The 17980-nt window shown below is 44.1% G+C and carries 16 protein-coding genes; 7 read left to right on the top strand and 9 right to left on the bottom strand.

Annotated elements, in window-relative coordinates:
• The first annotated feature begins 30 nt into the window (after positions 1–30).
• Positions 31–1062: a threonine aldolase family protein gene (locus G6N79_RS09195; protein WP_103907389.1), complete on the top strand. Its 1032-nt coding sequence runs from the start codon at positions 31–33 to the stop codon at positions 1060–1062.
• A 26-nt stretch (positions 1063–1088) separates the two neighbouring features.
• On the opposite strand, the gene G6N79_RS09190 is transcribed toward G6N79_RS09195, so the two are convergent.
• Positions 1089–1658 carry a hypothetical protein gene (locus G6N79_RS09190; protein WP_146060659.1) on the bottom strand — a complete coding sequence of 190 codons (570 nt, stop codon included), beginning with the start codon at positions 1656–1658 and terminating at the stop codon, positions 1089–1091.
• A gap of 3 nt (positions 1659–1661) precedes the next feature.
• Positions 1662–2348: a hypothetical protein gene (locus G6N79_RS09185; protein ID WP_103907391.1), complete on the bottom strand. Its 687-nt coding sequence runs from the start codon at positions 2346–2348 to the stop codon at positions 1662–1664.
• A 328-nt stretch (positions 2349–2676) separates the two neighbouring features.
• Between G6N79_RS09185 and G6N79_RS09180 the strand changes: the two genes are divergently transcribed.
• Both G6N79_RS09180 and G6N79_RS09175 read left to right on the top strand, forming a co-directional pair.
• Positions 2677–4017, top strand: a complete 1341-nt coding sequence (locus tag G6N79_RS09180) for a DUF3472 domain-containing protein (RefSeq protein ID WP_103907392.1) — start codon at positions 2677–2679, stop codon at positions 4015–4017.
• A 94-nt stretch (positions 4018–4111) separates the two neighbouring features.
• The gene (locus tag G6N79_RS09175; RefSeq protein WP_103907393.1) at positions 4112–4528 is read left to right on the top strand and encodes a (deoxy)nucleoside triphosphate pyrophosphohydrolase; all 417 of its coding nucleotides are present in this window, start codon (positions 4112–4114) and stop codon (positions 4526–4528) included.
• Between the two features lie 170 nt (positions 4529–4698).
• On the opposite strand, the gene G6N79_RS09170 is transcribed toward G6N79_RS09175, so the two are convergent.
• Complete coding sequence (locus tag G6N79_RS09170) at positions 4699–5412, bottom strand: Rossmann-fold NAD(P)-binding domain-containing protein (RefSeq protein WP_234993251.1); 714 nt, start codon at positions 5410–5412, stop codon at positions 4699–4701.
• Between the two features lie 548 nt (positions 5413–5960).
• Between G6N79_RS09170 and G6N79_RS09165 the strand changes: the two genes are divergently transcribed.
• Positions 5961–6824: a TraB/GumN family protein gene (locus G6N79_RS09165; RefSeq protein WP_160003791.1), complete on the top strand. Its 864-nt coding sequence runs from the start codon at positions 5961–5963 to the stop codon at positions 6822–6824.
• A gap of 253 nt (positions 6825–7077) precedes the next feature.
• Here the strand turns inward: G6N79_RS09165 and G6N79_RS09160 are convergent, their stop codons facing one another.
• The 3 genes from G6N79_RS09160 to G6N79_RS09150 are packed head-to-tail and all read right to left on the bottom strand — an operon-like array spanning position 7078 to position 10634.
• Positions 7078–8310: a Glu/Leu/Phe/Val dehydrogenase dimerization domain-containing protein gene (locus tag G6N79_RS09160; RefSeq protein ID WP_103907396.1), complete on the bottom strand. Its 1233-nt coding sequence runs from the start codon at positions 8308–8310 to the stop codon at positions 7078–7080.
• Between the two features lie 18 nt (positions 8311–8328).
• Complete coding sequence (gene hppD, locus G6N79_RS09155) at positions 8329–9456, bottom strand: 4-hydroxyphenylpyruvate dioxygenase (protein WP_103907397.1); 1128 nt, start codon at positions 9454–9456, stop codon at positions 8329–8331.
• 20 nt (positions 9457–9476) lie between these two features.
• Positions 9477–10634, bottom strand: coding sequence for a homogentisate 1,2-dioxygenase (locus tag G6N79_RS09150; protein WP_103907398.1), 1158 nt, complete (start codon positions 10632–10634; stop codon positions 9477–9479).
• Positions 10635–10969: 335 nt separating this feature from the next.
• On the opposite strand from G6N79_RS09150, the gene G6N79_RS09145 reads away from it, so the two are divergent.
• Both G6N79_RS09145 and G6N79_RS09140 read left to right on the top strand, forming a co-directional pair.
• Complete coding sequence (locus G6N79_RS09145; protein ID WP_103907399.1) at positions 10970–11968, top strand: fumarylacetoacetate hydrolase family protein; 999 nt, start codon at positions 10970–10972, stop codon at positions 11966–11968.
• 4 nt (positions 11969–11972) lie between these two features.
• A complete protein-coding gene (locus G6N79_RS09140; protein WP_103907400.1) occupies positions 11973–12869 on the top strand; it encodes a flavin reductase family protein in 897 nt (298 codons plus the stop codon).
• Here the strand turns inward: G6N79_RS09140 and G6N79_RS09135 are convergent.
• Positions 12858–14624 carry an aromatic amino acid hydroxylase gene (locus tag G6N79_RS09135; RefSeq protein ID WP_103907401.1) on the bottom strand — a complete coding sequence of 589 codons (1767 nt, stop codon included), beginning with the start codon at positions 14622–14624 and terminating at the stop codon, positions 12858–12860. The two genes, G6N79_RS09140 and G6N79_RS09135, sit on opposite strands and share 12 nt — an antisense overlap.
• Before the next feature lie 248 nt (positions 14625–14872).
• Here G6N79_RS09135 and G6N79_RS09130 point away from each other — a divergent pair, with 248 nt between their 5' ends.
• Positions 14873–16648 (top strand): AMP-dependent synthetase/ligase, encoded by a 1776-nt coding sequence (locus G6N79_RS09130; RefSeq protein WP_103907402.1) that lies wholly within the window; start codon positions 14873–14875, stop codon positions 16646–16648.
• An 81-nt stretch (positions 16649–16729) separates the two neighbouring features.
• On the opposite strand, the gene G6N79_RS09125 is transcribed toward G6N79_RS09130, so the two are convergent.
• Together G6N79_RS09125 and G6N79_RS09120 are read right to left on the bottom strand one after the other, a co-directional pair.
• Complete coding sequence (locus tag G6N79_RS09125; RefSeq protein WP_103907403.1) at positions 16730–17047, bottom strand: GNAT family N-acetyltransferase; 318 nt, start codon at positions 17045–17047, stop codon at positions 16730–16732.
• Positions 17048–17370: 323 nt separating this feature from the next.
• Complete coding sequence (locus G6N79_RS09120; protein ID WP_103907967.1) at positions 17371–17976, bottom strand: hypothetical protein; 606 nt, start codon at positions 17974–17976, stop codon at positions 17371–17373.
• Positions 17977–17980 lie beyond the last annotated feature (4 nt).

Below are 17980 nucleotides of genomic sequence, written 5' to 3'. Positions count from 1 at the left end.
TTTGTCCCGTTCCTTCCTTATATTTACAGCATGCAATCTCAAATTAGCTTTAAGAACGACTACAGCGAAGGTGCCCATCTTGAAATCCTAAACCTGCTCACGCAGACCAATCTCCAACAGGAACCCGGTTACGGTGATGATACGTGGAGCCTGGAAGCCAAGGACATGATCCGCGCGCAGATCGGTAATCCCGACGCAGAAGTCTATTTTGTATCGGGCGGGACGCAGGCCAATCTGCTGGTGATCAGCCACCTCCTGAAGTCCTACGAATCGGTTATTGCGGCCGATACCGGACACATCCAGGTGCATGAAACCGGAGCGATTGAAAATTGCGGACATAAGATCAATCTGGTCCCCCATGCCATGGGCAAGATTGACGTTACAGGGATTGACAAGGTGATCAAAGCCCATACGGACCATCATATGGTGAAACCGGCCATGGTCTACCTTAGCCAGAGCACAGAATTGGGGAGTATCTATAATCGTGCTGAACTAGAGGAAATTTCCAACTACTGTCGAGCGAACAACCTCAAACTGTTTATAGATGGTGCCCGTCTGGCGGTCGCACTGACTTCATCCGAAGCAGATCTTACCTTACCGGAATTTGCCGAACTTTGCGATGTATTCTACATCGGCGCCACCAAAAATGGCGGTCTTCTTGGGGAGGCCATCGTTTTCAATAATGCCTGTGATGCGGCAGGATTTCCGTACTACCTCAAGCAAAAGGGAGCTTTAATGGCCAAAGGTAGGCTCTTGGGCATTCAATTCCATGCCTTGTTTCACGATGGGCTATATTTTGAATTGGCCAAGCACGCCAATGCCATGGCGCGTAAGTTGGCCGAAGGGATTGCTGCAGCAGGTTATGGGTTTGCCCTAACCCCTGAAAGCAATCAGCTCTTCCCTATCCTACCGCTCCAGGTGATAACAGCATTGAACGAACAGTTTGCGTTCTATACCTGGGAAAAGCTGGATGATGAAAAAGCCGTTGTCCGTCTGGTATGTTCCTGGGCAACAAAAGAAGCGGATGTCGATTCTTTTATCGACGCCCTCAATCACCGTTAGGTACGCTAAGTTGCAAATCCAACGGCTTAAAAACTACCTCTCGGGAGGTAATAGATGGTGGTATCCACACGATTGTTCCAAGGTGCCAAATCCATAGTAAAACCCGGTCTAAGATTCTCCGGATGACTTTTGTAGGTATACCGACCCCAGACAAATTCAATGGGGTATTTTTTCTCCTTATAGGAGATGGTGCCAAAAAATCGCGGTGTAGAACTGCCTGAAACGCCATTTGTATAATTGACAGCTTTTTCAAAATAGATCGTAGCACCGGCAGGAATGGAATCCTTCAGTTTCGTAAGGGGTATATCTGCTCCAGTCTCAGATTCCAGTACTTGGAAATAGTATTGGTTCGTATCCGACATCGCATAGGTATAATTCGATTTTGTCGGCTCCATTAGTTCAAAGATATGCACCGGACGCAAAGTAACCAGCTCTCTTTTCAGCGACTCCTTATAGGGCGTAATCCTTTCCAAGCTGGTCGTTTTGGTCTTCAGCGTCAGGTAAAGCATTAAAATAAAGAGCACAATACCTATTCCAATGGCCAGTAAAATCCATATAATTAATTTCTTCGGTGTCATGCCATCGAGTATACCCATAGCTTATTTCTTTTCGGTGAAGGTTACTTCTGTACCCTGATCTACAGAGACCAGATCCACTTGATACGATTCAATTGTCTTGATCTTCATGGGAATGGTTTCCGTTTTGAAATCCGTACTGTTCATCTGCAGGGAAGGTTGGTGCGAAGTGCTCATTTCAGTCCCCATAGCGACTTGATAGGTATCGCCCTCCACAGAAACGATTTTGAACCAGCCAAAACCTGCTTCTTTAGGGGCTTTCGTTTGGGGATCCGAAACCGTGTATCGTCCGAAAAAGATACTGCCTGGTGTAATCGCCTCTTCCAATGCCGACGGCTGTTCCAATGCCGACTCCTGTGGATTCGGTTTAAATTCCTCATATAGCAGGTAGCCCAAAAGTCCTACAACAAACAGCATCATGATATAGCCCACAATGGTGGTTTTTATTTTGTAAGGCGCAGCGGGAACTTGATTTTTATTTTCTTCTGCAAACGCACGCATTTCATTCGTCCATTTCTTTTTTGAGATGGGCTTATTGGTAACTGTATCGATATATAGAACAGCGAAATCCTTCGAAATTGTCTTGAAGAATGCAGTCGCTGAATAGGTCCGCTGAAAATCTAAAACCATTGGGTTACCCGGGTTTTGCGGATTTTCTAGATGATCGGCAAAAAAACTTGCTTCAGAGTGTCTGGATACGGTAAAAAACATAAGTCTAATTATTTAGTGTTCGATTAGATTGATTGCTGCTAATTTAGCTGTTTTCGACCTCAGAAAGTCATCCGGAATGTATAGCTGAATTCGGCTAATGGATAGAAAATGACATTCTGACCTCTCCAGCGCGCTTTTACATTTTTTTAGTAGAGTATTTGTATATATCCTCCAAAAGCATGTATCGCTAATTTTCCAACCTACATTCCCGAAAATAGATCATTCCAGTACGCTTTCGCATCGCATATCAAATTAAGCAAACGTTTGCTTCACGCGATAATTTTTAATTCTCCCGAGGCTTCACTATATTCAAATAAAGCATTTCATCATGATCAAAAAATTGACCCTGCCCAATGTGGGTACCCTTATACTCCTGAGCGTATTAGCGATGACCTCCTGTGCAAAACAGAACCTGGGCAGCGTTAAGCCGACAACCCAAATGGAAAACGACTCCACTTATCTTGTTCCCCTAGGTGGAAACAGCTATCTGACAAAAAATTCAGATAAATCTTCGGCAGTCATTACCAATGCCGGATTGGGGAATTGGACAGATGGTGAATCTGTAATCAGTACCTATGTGTATTTCAAGCAGGCAGGAAAGGTGACCATCGGCTTGCGCGGACAGGTGCTACCCGCTGGGAATACCAGTACGGTAAAGGTTGCTGTAAACGGCACTGAAAAAACGGTGGATTTGGGAAAAGCTGCAAATGGAGCATATCCAGTCGGTGAATTTACCGTAACCACCGGATACAACAAGATCAATATGCAGGGGGTATCCAAAACTGGCGGCTATTTTGCCGACCTGCAGCAACTCAGCATCAGTGGTCCTGCGACAGCTGGAGGACTGGTTTTCAGCGATCGGGAAAACATGTACTATTGGTCACGAAGAGGACCATCGTGCCATTTAAACTATGACGTTCCGCAAGGCGAAGAAATCAGTTACTACTATTCGGAGATTGAGGTTCCCGAGGGGCAGGATGCCGTTGGCTCGTACTTTATGGCGAATGGGTTCGGGGAAGGATATTTTGGCTTCCAGGTGAATTCTCCAACGGAGCGTAGGGTGCTGTTTTCTGTCTGGAGTCCCTATGAAACCGATAAACCTGGGGAGATTCCTGATGACTACAAAATCGTACTCAACAAAAAAGGCCCCAATGTCTATACAGGCGAATTCGGTAATGAAGGTTCTGGCGGTCAGAGTTACCTGAAATACAACTGGAAGGCCGGTGCTACCTATAAATTCCTATTGAAAGGTCAACCGGACGGAAAGGGCAATACGGATTATACCGCTTGGTTTTCTGGGCCTGAACAGGCAAATTGGCTGTTGATTGCCAGCTTCAAGAGACCGCATACCGATAAAAACTTGACCCGATTCCACAGTTTTCTGGAAAACTTCATTCCGAATAATGGACACCTTGGGCGCTCTGCAAACTATAAGAACCAGTGGGTGCGGAATAAATCGGGAAACTGGATTAAAGTCAAATCCGCTTCCCTCTCCGTGGATGACACCTACCGTTCGAATCAGCGCATCGATGCGACCGGCGGCAAGAACGACAAGGGCTTTTTCCTGAAAAATGGTGGTTTCTTTAATGAAATTGAAAAACCGGGCACCGTATTCACCTTTGAACACAGCAACCCCGCCCCTGCCATAGACATCAATGCATTACCCTAAAAAATAAATGATATAAAAGAGTACAGCAGGTTAATGGCTGTACTTTTTTATTTACATTTCTTTCCAATTGCGCAAAATCATTATATTTACTATAATGATACATGTAGCTTGCGCCTTAATTGAAAAAGATCAGCAAATTTTAATTTGCCAGCGATCTGCCAGTATGAAACTGCCCCTCAAGTGGGAGTTTCCTGGAGGGAAATTGGAAGAAGGTGAAAGCCTCGAACAATGCCTAATAAGGGAAGTCAAGGAAGAAATTAACCTTGACATCCACATCCATGAAGAACTGACAAAAGTCGAATACCACTACCCCGACTTTTCCCTAACGCTATACCCCTTCATCTGCTCTGTAAAATCCGGGAAATTAAAAGTCCTGGAACATGAACAGGTCATCTGGGTGGACCCGACCGAACTCTTCCGTTACGACTGGGCAAACGCTGACCTCCCGATCATCGAAGAATATATCAGAACCAGAAGAGCGGAAAAAGATCTAGGTAGCATTGAGATGTGAGAATTGAGATATGAGATAGAAAGGTGGGTGTACAATAAATTATTTTTCTAAAGCTTTTTTAGTGTATGTAGTGGCCATCATAGGTCTACATGCTACCAACTTATGCTGAATACGTCTAAACTATCTAACAGAAAATCCCGATTAAAAATCGGGATTTTCTGTTAGATAGTTTAGCCAAGTAGTTGTTTCAGCGCCAGTTCATATGCCCTGGAGGATATATGGGTCCGTTTTTCGCTGTCCTGCTGGTGTATTTTTTCAATTGCTGTTTTGATGACCGAAGAAACATCATTGAAAATGGAATCATCGGATATTTCGATATTGGGTTGCATTAGGTAAGCAAATACGCGAGCCATACCGCAATTGGCAATAAAATCTGGAATCACGGCGACATGTTCATCGGCAAATTCCATGACTGGGCCGTAGAATATCTCCCGATCGGCAAAAGGCACATTCGCGCCGGAGGCGATCACCTCCAAACCTTGGTCGATCAACTGTTGGACCTGATCCTTGGAAAGTAGACGCGACGCCGCCGCAGGGATAAACACTTCCGCCCCCAAGGACCATACCTGCTCATTGATTTCTTCAAAAGTCAGCATATCTTCCACAAATAGGCTGTTTCCCTTTCTGGAAAGGAACATCCTGCGGATTTCCTCCTCGGAGAATCCAGCAGGGTTGATCACACCGCCAACACGGTCAATGATGCCCACCACCTTCACTCCTTGCTTGCTCAGGTAAAACGCCGCAGATGCCGCCACATTTCCCCAACCTTGGATGATAGCACGCTTGCCGGCTACTTCATCACCAAACTGCTGATAGAAGTGCCGTACGGACTCGGCAACGCCAAATCCCGTGATCATATCCGCAACCTTATATTTACGTTTCAAATCCGGTGTATAATTCGCATCTTCCAAGACCTTGGATACCCCGGTCCGCAGTTGGCCGATCTGGTGGATTCGTAAGCCTAAAAAATTATTTTAGAAAAATTTATAATATTAAAAATTTATATTATCTTCAAAAGAAATTAATATGTTTTCTGGATAAAAAAAATCATTACCCATAGTTACATTCAAAACAAAGGATAGTGCTAGGGGGTATGTACGGTAACCACATTTTGAACTTACTGGAATTACCTATTACAATGCTCATAATTATGAATCAAATCTTCGCACAGACCTTTAAAGCAAAAATAATTGATGAGGACACAAAAAAATATGTCTTTGGAGCTTATATATTATCAACACTTCAAAATACGGATGATAAAATACAGAATTCTCATACTGATTAAGTTGGTTTTTTGTCGTTTTTCTTAAAGATCTAAGTGTCCTCATACAAATTTGAATATAAAATAAAGAAAATATTTTTAACCAAAAGAAAGTAAAAAATTGAATCTCGATTATAACACAATAAACAAATGAGGAAAATAGTTTACTGCATGATTTTAACAATGATAGGAACCTTAACTGCCAGCCACTCCTATGCCAAAGAGCCTATAGCAAATTCTTTACTATGGAAAATAAGTGGTAATAGTCTAAAAAACGATTCTTACATAGTTCTAACTACGCCAAGTCTCTGTGAGGAGAGCAGTTCATTAATGAGTAAAATGGAATATGTTTTGCATAAGGTAAAAGCTTATTATACCGAGACAAGCATCAATAATCCTAATACTGCCATAGAGACTGAAAAGTTGCTACGGATTAACGATTCGAAATCAACTCTTAACAAAATACTCTCTTCAAAAACATATATGAGAGTGAGAGCGAAGTTAAGTATTGTACAAGTAGACGAAAGGACACTTAATAACTACAAACCAATTTATGCGTATAATGTGCTTTCCAAAGCGGTGTATCCAGAGTGTAGCCATGCTAATTATACTGAATTCCTATTTAGGGCATATGCTGAACAGTACGGAATCCCTGTGAAGGAACTCTTGTCGATCAAAGACGCGGTTTCTATTATAAATGATTATGGTAATGATTATTGGTCAAATGAAATTGACTATGTGCTTAATAATGAGCAAGAGATCAAGCAGACGCTTGCTTCGAAAGCCGAATTCTATTACAAAGAAGATATACAGGGAATAAACTCACTCTATAAAAGTACGAAATTTTTAAATTCAAGATATGAACATTCGGATATTGAGAAAAAGAGGACAGATCTGATAGTCAAAGGTATAATCGGGGCAATAACAAAAGAAAGTTGCGTGATTACTTTCGATGTTTCATGCGTTATGAACCAAAGTACCTCGGTATTTGATCGGTTGGAATCGCTAGGGTATAAAGTTACCCCTGTAAAATGATTTTAAAGAAAAGAAAATGCCGAAAACCATTACGATCTCTGTCTAACAAAGTGAGCGGATGAACCTCCGTTCCATAAGATAAAATGTGAGATTTGAGACAGCTAATTGGGTGTACAATAAATTATTTTTCTAAAGATTTTTTAGTGTAGGCAGTGGCCATCATAGGCCTGCATACTACTTACTTATTTCTAAATACGTCTAAACTTGCTAATAAAAAATCCCGATTAAAAATCGGGATTTTCTGTTAGATAGTTTAGCCAAGTAGTTGTTTCAGCGCCAGTTCATAAGCCCTGGAGGATATATGGGTCCGTTTTTCGCTGTCTTGCTGGTGTATTTTTTCAATTGCTGTTTTGATGACCGTAGAAACATCATTGAAAATGGAATCATCGGATATTTCGATATTGGGTTGCATTAGGTAGGCAAATACGCGTGCCATACCGCAATTGGCAATAAAATCCGGAATCACGGCGACATGTTCATCGGCAAATTCCATGACTGGGCCGTAGAATATCTCCCGATCGGCAAAAGGCACATTCGCGCCGGAGGCGATCACCTCCAAACCTTGATCGATCAACTGTTGGACCTGATCCTTGGAAAGTAGACGCGACGCTGCCGCAGGAATAAATACCTCGGCCCCCAAGGACCATACCTGCTCATTGATTTCTTCAAAAGTCAGCATATCTTCCACAAACAGGCTGTTTCCCTTTCTGGAAAGGAACATCCTGCGGATTTCCTCCTCTGAGAATCCTGCAGGGTTGATCACGCCGCCAACACGGTCAATGATCCCCACAACCTTCACGCCTTGCTTGCTCAGGTAAAACGCCGCTGATGCCGCCACATTTCCCCAACCTTGGATGATAGCTCGCTTGCCAGCTACTTCATCACCAAACTGCTGATAGAAGTGCCGCACGGACTCGGCAACACCAAATCCCGTAATCATATCCGCAACCTTATATTTGCGTTTCAAATCAGGTGTATAATTCGCATCTTCCAAGACCTTGGATACACCGGTCCGCAGTTGGCCGATCTGGTGGATTCGTCCATTCTCGCGGATGTTAAAATGTCCATTCAAAACACCCTCCTGTGGATGCCAAAGACCGAATTGCTCCGTTAGGGGGATTACATCGTGGATCTCATCCACATTCAAGTCTCCACCGGTTCCATAATAATTCTTCAACAAGGGTGTAACGACCTTGAACCATCGTTCCAAGACCCCTTGTTTTTGGGGATCCGAAGGGTCGAAGTTAATTCCCGATTTGGCACCCCCAATGGCAGGCCCCGAGACGGTGAACTTCACCTCCATCGTCTTGGCCAAGGATTCCACTTCGTTACGATCCAGCCCCAAACGCATCCGTGTACCACCACCGGCAGCACCGCCACGCAGGGAGTTGATGACAACCCAACCCTCAGCTTCTGTTTCCGTATCTTTCCATTCGAAGACGATTTCCGGCTTCTTATGCTCAAATTCTTGCAGTAATGCTTTCATATCTGACAACGAAGGAGATTAAAGGTTACCACGTTTTTCCTGTTCGCGCTCAATCGCCTCAAATAATGCCTTAAAATTACCGGCACCGAAGCTCTGTGCTCCTTTGCGCTCGATGATTTCATAAAACAGTGTCGGTCTATCCTCTACAGGCTTGGTGAAGATCTGCAACAGGTATCCTTCTTCATCCTTATCGACCAGGATTCCCAATTCCTGGATCGCACGGATTTCTTCATCGATCTTTCCTACACGTTCCGGCAACATTTCGTAATAGGCCTCCGGAGGTGCGCCCAAAAATTCGACGCCACGTGCTTTCAAAGCTTTTACCGTCTTGATGATATCATTGGTGGCCAAGGCAGCATGTTGCACCCCTTCGCCTTCATAAAACTCCAAGTATTCTTCGATCTGCGATTTCTTCTTCCCTTCCGCAGGCTCATTGATCGGAAACTTCACATACCCATTTCCGTTGCTCATCACCTTACTCATCAATGCCGAGTACTCGGTGTTGATCTGCTTATCGTCGAAGGACAGGATATTGACGAATCCCATAACATCCTGATACCATTGCACGGTTTCATTCATTTTATTCCATCCCACATTTCCCACACAGTGGTCCACGTACAGCAAACCTGTTTCTTCCGGATTGTAATCACTTTTCCAGGCTTCAAAACCCGGCATGAATGGTCCAGTATAATTTTTGCGTTCCACGAACATGTGGACCGTTTCGCCATAGGTATATATCCCTGCTGTCCGCACTTCACCAAATTCATCCTTTGTAACGCGAAGGTCTTGGTAAAGCTTAGCGCCTCTATCCAATGTTGCTTTCAGTGATTTCTCCGCATCATCAACCCAAAGGGCCAATACCTTAACGCCATCACCATGTTTCTTAACGTGTTCGGAAATTTCGTGCTCGGACTTGAGTGCCGTTGTCAGGACCAAGCGGATCTTATTCTGCTTGACCACGTACGATACTCGGTCGCGGACGCCGGTTTCTGGACCGGCATACGCTTCCGATTGGAAACCAAACGCCGTTTTATAATAATGGGCCGCTTGTTTCGCATTCCCTACGTAAAATTCAATATAATCTGTCCCGTTAATGGGTAAGAAATCTTGCGCTTTGGCAATCTTTTCTGCAAATGTCTGTGTCATAATTTTTTCTTGCTATTTGGTTAACTCATCCATGATGAATAATAATCCTGGTCTTCAATCAATAGGGCCTCTTCGGTGAGCATCAATGGTCGGAAGGGGTCGATCATGACCGCCAGTTCTTCCGTGCGGGTCTGTCCGATACTCTTCTCCACCGTTCCAGGGTGCGGCCCGTGCGGGATGCCTCCCGGATGGAGCGTGATCTGTCCGCGCTCCACCGATTTCCGGCTCATAAAGTCTCCATCAACATAGTACAGCACCTCATCGGAGTCTACATTGCTGTGGTTATATGGGGCAGGAATGGAATCGGGGTGGTAATCGTACATACGCGGGCAAAAGCTACAGAGCACGAAGGAATTGGTTTCGAAGGTCTGATGGACAGGTGGCGGTTGATGCAGCATCCCCGTAATCGGCATAAAATCATGGATCGAAAATGCCCATGGATAATGATAGCCATCCCAGCCAACGAAATCAAAGGGGTGGCTGCCGTAGATATACGGATAGATGAGTCCCTGTTTCTTGATTTTTACTTCAAAATCGCCTTTCTCATCAAAGGTCTGTAGGTTTTCAGGTCTACGAATATCCCGCTCACAGAAAGGAGCATGTTCCATCAGCTGACCGAACTCATTGCGATAACGTTTCGGCGTGCGGATGGGCTCGAAGGATTCCACGATGAAGAGTCTGTTCTCCGGTGTATCAAAGTGAATCTGATAGATTACTCCACGAGGCACCACCAAATAATCGCCATAACTGAACTTCAGTTCCCCGTATCCTGTTTTCAGCACACCGGAACCTTCATGCACGAAGATTACTTCGTCTGCCTGACTGTTCTTATAGAAATAATCCGTCATGGATTTTTGAGGTGCAGCCAAGGAGATATGGAGGTCCGCATTGACCAATACGGGCGTTCTGCTGTCCAGATAGTCTTCCTTAGGTGCAACCTGAAAGCCACGCAGGCTGGTATGTTTGAGATGTTTTTCCCGCGCGATCTTTGGAGCGACATCATAGGGTTCTCGAATTTCTTTAACGATCGTCGGTGGATAACAATGGTAAACTAAAGAATACACACTGGAAAATCCATGTGTGGAAACCAGCTCTTCCGAATACAGCTCGCCGTTTTCCTTGCGGAAGACGGTATGCCTTTTTGGAGGGATTTTTCCCAAATGATGATAAAGTGGCATAATGAAATAGTTTATAATGATTAAAAAATGGACAAGACCAAGATAGCATAGTGCCATCTGTCAGGAATCGAAGGAAAGGGAAGGAAAAATTAGTATTGGGCGAACACAACTTCTGCCAATAACGCCTTGATATAGGGCGTCAAACCTTGTGGAAGGCTTGCTATTTGTACAGGTGTTGAGTTCATAACTGATAATCGATTATTTCAAATATAAGCTTTATAATTATATATTTACAGAAATATTGTGAAAATAAATGAGGTCTTATGAAATAATATTTCCTATAATCTCACTGTAACCAACATAAATTTAAGGTCTCCGACCTGCAAGAGGGCATTATGAAGATTGTAAGCTATTTAGAGAACAACGCAGCGACGCTAGGTTTCGTAATTGACAACCTGGTCTATCCGAGCAAAGTGATTTCACCAAACTTGCCGAGCAGTTTCCAGGAATTGCTGGAACAAGGGGATACAGGAATGCGCGAGGCAGAAACAGCAGTCCAGCGTTTCGTAACAAGTGAACACCCGGGAAAGGGTCGTACCTTGGAAGAAGTGCAACTCTTAGCCCCCCTACCCAAGCCCCCTTCCTTCCGAGATGCCTATGCATTTCGACAGCATGTGGAAACATCAAGGTTAAATCGTGGCTTGGAGATGATTCCCGAATTTGACCAATTCCCTGTATTTTACTTTTCCAATCACCAAGCCATACAGGGTCCAGGTCCTGTGTACTGCCAACCGCAGCATTTCGACCGGATGGATTTTGAACTGGAGGTAGCCATCGTCATTGGTAAAAAGGGGAAGAACATTTCTGTGCAGGAAGCGGATGACCATATTGCTGGGTTTATGATCCTGAACGACCTCAGCGCTCGTCGCCTCCAGATGGAAGAGATGAAGCTGAACCTGGGCCCTGCCAAGGGGAAGGATTTTGCCAGCATGTTCGGTCCGTATTTCGTGAGTCGGGAAGAACTGAAAGGCTACCTCACAGAACCGATGCCCGGACATACCGGAGCCGCATATAACCTGCAGATGTCCTGCTTTGTAAATGATGTGCTGGTATCCACTGGCAACCTCAATTCCATGAACTGGACCTTTGCGGAGATTATCGAACGGGTTTCCTATGGCGTCACCCTTTACCCTGGAGACATCATAGGATCAGGAACCGTGGGCACCGGTTGTTTCCTGGAGCTCAATGGAACCGGAAAACGGATGGACCCCACCTATCAGGAACAATGGCTACAACCGGGGGATACCGTACGAATGGAAGTAACCGCACTCGGTGTATTGGAAAACACCGTGCTCCTGGATCCTGAAACCACTGAAAAACCAACAAAATCTTAACGATATGCAGTTTAACGACACGAAAACATTTGACCAAAAGACACACGGCAGCACCTTTGATACGCTGATAAAATACGCAGTTGCACCTCGTCCCATTTGTTTTGCATCGACCATCGATAAAGCCGGAAATGTGAACCTGAGTCCTTTTTCGTACTTCAACTTTATGTCGACCACGCCACCGATCTGTGTGTTCTCCCCCTTGACACGCATGCGCGATGGGAAGGACAAGCATACCTTGGAAAATATCCGTGAAGTACCGGAAGTCGTGATCAACATCGTGAATTACGACATGGTGCAACAGACTTCCCTATCAAGTACCGAATATCCGAAGGGGGTTGATGAATTTGAGAAATCCGGATTTAGCGCAACGCCTTCCAAGCACATCCGTCCACCACGGGTGGCGGAATCACCGGTACAGTTGGAATGTAAGGTACGGGATGTGATCACCTTCGCGGAAGCTGGCGGATCGGGAAACTTGGTCATTGCCGAGGTTGTGGCAATGCATATCAAATCGCACCTGCTCGATGAAGATGACCACATCGACCAGGCTGGTCTGGATCTGGTAGCTCGACTGGGTGGAAACTGGTACTGCCGGGTAACAGCGGACAACCTGTTCGAAGTACCAAAACCGCTCCGCAAAATGGGAATCGGTGTGGACCAATTACCTGAGGATATCCGGAATTCCGCCATTCTGACCGGAAATCAGTTGGGGCTGCTCGCCAATATCGAAGCACTTCCAGAAAAGGATGATTCGATTGTTCACGACGAACATACCCTCAGCCTGTTGACCATGTGGAAGGATGATCCCGTACAGCTACGAAATGAGCTGCAACGCCATGCTGCCAAACTATTGGATGAGGGCGATATCGACCTGGCTTGGCAGGTGTTGTTACTTCACTAATTCAAGATTGATAGGTTGGGTTTCCGCTATGCGAAGCCCATCAACGATAAGTTTATGAAGGTCGGGTTTCTGCTCGGCCTTTTTCATTAAGCTATCTTTAATCCGTTTGGTATTGGCGGTATCACCGTTGAATACGGACAATTCATACAGCTCAACCAAGGCTAACCAATCTTCTGGATGGTGGTTGATGACCTCCTGCACGAGCTCCTCCAAGGTTCCCGTTTCAACTTCTGATCGCCTTATTTCGCGGATCTGTCCGTAGATGGAGAATAGATCCAACTGGGCCTGTGTACGAACAATCTTCTCCGTTTTCGTGCTAGAAACGGAGACTTCAGGATCAAACGCAAACTTATCCGCAGCGCCGGCAAATACCGAAGAAATAGTATCTCCAACGGCCATATCGAAAACACCCCACTCGGGTTGAAATAGTGTTTTGTTGCTCGGCTCATGCACGACGGTACAATCTGAAAATGTTAAGATCAGTAGCTTATCCCTCTCTCGGACCATAGCATCCAATTGCCCGGAAACCAAGATTCCCGATTTAAAATATAGGGTACAGAATTTCCCGATCTCCAAGCCCATCGCTTGCAAATCTGTATCCGTGCAATCCTCCAGTGACTTCTTTTGGCCCAATAATTCGCCCAAGGGGGAGCTGAATCCATCAGGATGGTGCTTTTTCCCCTGCCCTTTGATTTCCTTACCTTCAAAGGCCAAAGCTGTGGGGCCTGTTGTTTTAATGGCAAAGGCCTCCGTATCGGAGATAAAGTGTTCAAATACGCCCGAAACCTGAAGTCCGGAACTTAACTGCACCGTGCTCACCTGCCCGCTATCAATGGCTTTGCGCAACCCGGCAATTCCGCCTGTGCGGAAGGCCATGCCATCGGCAAATTCCTCCAACACCGCATGGGCATGCTGAAAATCAGGTGTTACGAACAACTGCGGTTGCGGTTTGGTGATGTCATAGCTGTAGGTAATGGTTTCCAACGAATACGGCAGTTTGGTCACTTCCGGTTGCATGCAGCTGACACTTTCCCCAATGGAGGACAGCAAACCGGCACCATAGATCTTATGGTCCTCAACACTGCCAATTAATCCGTATTCGACGGTCCACCAATGCAGGCGACTCAGCAATGCCATCTCCGAAGGTTCCCCCATATTATTGGCAATCTCTTCAAATGCTTTCGTAGCGGAATCGATCTCTTCCTGCGTAGCATCTTCGCGTTCCTTTACGATAGACAGATGCCGAATGGCTTCGTACAATTGGAAATCCTTGCCGGAACTCATAGCCTTGGACCCGACCTCTCCGAAATATTGCAGGTATGCTGCATATTCAGGTTCACCGATAATTGGGGCATGACCGGATGATTCGTGGATGATATCCGGTGCTGGAGTATATTCGATATGCTCCATCTGGCGGATATCCGCAGCGATAACCAATACACAATTGGCCTGAAACTCCATAAAGGCTGCCGGTGGGATAAAACCATCTACCGTAACGGCGCCCCAACCTATCCGCTTTAAGCTATCGTTCATTTCCTGCAGATCCGGAATGCGCTCGATGGTTAGGCCTGCCTTGGTTAACCCTGGAATATAGGGATAGAAGGCATAATCTTTCAGATAGGCGTAGTTCTGACGCATAACGTAACGCCAGATGGCCTGATCCATGGCAGAGTATCGATCGTAATTCTGATCCACAACATAACGCTGCAGATGCTTAGGCAAAGCTTCGAGGATGGGATTGTCGTAGGTTCTCATCAAATTCAAGTTTATACAAACTTAAAGGATTTAACTAGTTAAACAAAAAACACTTAAAAAATAACCCATTTGATAAATAATAAGCATTTTCAGTATGAAATTCGCAAGGATAACCCCAAGGATTCTAATAATTTTTAGCGTAGGATGGTTACATTTTTATACTTTTGCAAAACTTCTTAATGCCCGCATCTGTTATGCAGGTTAAGAATCCTGTCGATAATATCTGAAAGACAGGTTATTATGTTATTATGGAGGAAAATCTTAGACTATTTGACCTTGCCTTACGGCAGGTCGATCTATATCCAAACCTGGCCATGTTCTCGCATAAGGTAAATGGCGCGTGGAAAAATACCTCGACGGTGGAATTCATGGAGCAGGTGAATGCCCTCTCCAAGGGGATGATCGAATTGGGTGTTAAGCCGAACGATAAGGTGGGATTGATTGCGGACAGCAGTATCGAATGGCATATCGTTGATTTCGCCATTCAACAGATCGGTGCCGTCGTGGTAGCCATCTATCCCAACATCAGTGATTCGGATTATCAATTTATCTTTAATGATGCCGAGATCAAACTTTGCATTGTCAGCACGAAAAGTTTATACAACAGATTGGTGGAACTGACAGGTTCCATCTATACACTCAAGTACATCTTCTGCATTGAGCAGCATGAAGGATTGCGCAACTGGAAAGAACTGGATACGGTAGGTCAACATATTCCCGACAGCACGATCCACGACCTGCGCAACAAAATCAAGCATACGGATTTGGCAACCCTAATCTATACTTCAGGTACAACGGGGAAACCGAAGGGCGTTATGCTGACGCATCACAACATCATATCCAATGTCTTGGCGGCGCGCGAAATTACTCCGTGTAAAGCATACGATAGGGGATTGACCTTCCTTCCGCCATGTCATGCCTACGAACGGATGGTTATCTATACCTATATGTACATTGGGATCACGGTACACATCGCTGAATCCCTGGATAAGATCGGCCAGAACATTACCGAAGTCAAGCCACATATCATGACTGCCGTTCCGCGGATCCTCGAAAAAGTATACGAGAAAATCATGAAGACCGGAATGGAACTGACCGGATTCAAACGCAAGGTATTCGACTGGTCGGTGAAGGTGGCGGAGGAATACGATCCAAACCCAGAGAAAAGATCATTCGGTTACAACCTCAAATTGAAGGTAGCCAAATCTTTGGTCTTGGATAAATGGTACCAAGCTTTGGGCGGGCACTTACTAACTGTTGCTTCCGGAAGTGCATCTTTGCAGGCGAAGTTGGCACGTGTGTTCTTGGCTGCCGGCATTCCCCTCTACGAAGGTTACGGCATGACCGAGGCTTCTCCCCTTATCTCCGTGAATCATTACATCAAAGGGATTCGTATCGGTACGGTAGGTTTAGCGGTAAAATATGTGGAAATCAAACTTGCTGACGATGGTGAGATCCTGGTGAAGGGTCCGAACGTGATGCAGGGCTATTACAAGAATAAGGAAGAAACCGATAAGACGATTATCGATGGCTGGTTGCATACCGGTGACATCGGTGTCTGGGAAGACGAAGTATTCTTGAAGATCATCGATCGGAAGAAGGAAATGTTCAAGATTTCCGGTGGTAAATATGTTATCCCACAGCCTATCGAGAAGAAATTATTGGAATCCAATTATATCGAACAAGCGATGGTCATCGGCGACGGACAGAAGTTTGCTTCGGCATACATCGTTCCGAATTATGCCCACCTTCAGGATTGGAGCAAAAACGAAGCACCGGAATTGAAGGGTTTATCCAAGGAGAAGTTCCTCCGTGAACCGAAGATCGTGCGTAAAATCAATAAGGAAGTGCAGCTTGCGAACCAGCATTTCGGGAATTGGGAACAGATCAAGAAACCGATCATCCTGACGAATGAATTCACCATCGAGGAAGGGGAACTGACTCCAACTCTTAAGATGAAGCGCAAGGTCATCCTTGAAAAATATAAAAAGGAATTTGAAGAGCTGTACCACACAGCAAATTAAAAAATAAAGGAGCCAAAACTGGCTCCTTCATTTTTGGGATAGGCATGAAACCATCCCTTTTTTATGGAAAATTATTGCTCACTAAATCTCGTCGTATTTCGGGAATCGAGGCGATACATGTTCCTTCCATTCCGGATGCTTTTTAATATAGGCAAAAACATAAGGGCAGTATGGCGAAATGCTCTTACCGGCATCTTTGATAAAATTCAAGGTTTTCTCCACCAAGGCTGAAGCAGCTCCGGTTCCACCAAGTTCAGCAGGTGCCTCCGTATGAATCAAAGCAATTGTGCTGTTTGTTTCTTTGTAGTCGATAAAAGCAATGTGGCCATTGACTTCCAATTCAAACCTACTTTTTTCTTCATTCTTCTTTAAAGGGATATCCAAAAATTGATCTTTCATAGCTTAACAACAATAAGGGTTAATGAATGTTTTCTTTAAAGTAAAATTAGCGTTTTTGAAATCGTCTGCTATTGATGTAGGATAAGAAATGAGGCGTGATTGAAAAAATTTTGCTGTAGGGGACAGCATTATGATTTTGCATATTCATGCATGTTTCATATAGATTTCAGGTAGCTTCTAAAATTAGACAAAAAGAAAAGGAAGCAATCTGGCAATTGCTCCCTTTACTATTAACCAATTATAAAGTTAATATATCTGTAGTGTACTGTTATTCAGTTGGTTACAAGTGTTAAAATTTGTTTCGGTAAAAACTTGGTAAAACACTAATTAAACAAACTCTCTTTCCCCTTATTTGATTTCAAGAAATTTGAAATAACATCTACCTCCAATTTCTTTATAAGTAAATCTAAATCTTCATTATTAGAAAACGGGATGAACAAACCTTTGTTATCAATATAAGTATTAGTTGAGCTGTATAATTTGTCTGTATATAAATATAACTCCATGCTTTCATTATCAACTGAAAACTTAGCCTTGATTTTAACCCTCCTATCGAAATACCAATCACCAATAGCGAATCCAACCATGTAATAATCTTTTAGATCTGCATCGATGTCTTTTAACAAATTGTGAACATTATTATTTTTTGCAGTTTCGGACCATTCCGAATATTTGTTCTTAACAAACTTTAAATATTCTATAAAAGTTGGAAGCTTTTTCGCATCGATAATTAATACGGATCTGTAATGTTCGCCTTCTAACGATTTTGCATAAATAAAAACTTGATCTAACGTTCCTCCCTTTTCAGAAACCTGAATCTTTAACTCTTCTTTAGCACCACCTGTACTAATAAAATATGTATCATAATCAATTTGAGAGAATGAAACAAATGGAATTAACCATAAAATAATCAATAAAATTTTTTTCATATCA

The sequence above is a fragment of the Sphingobacterium lactis genome, from assembly GCF_011046555.1.
GTDB lineage: Bacteria > Bacteroidota > Bacteroidia > Sphingobacteriales > Sphingobacteriaceae > Sphingobacterium > Sphingobacterium lactis.
This window is presented reverse-complemented; position numbering and strand designations above follow the sequence as displayed.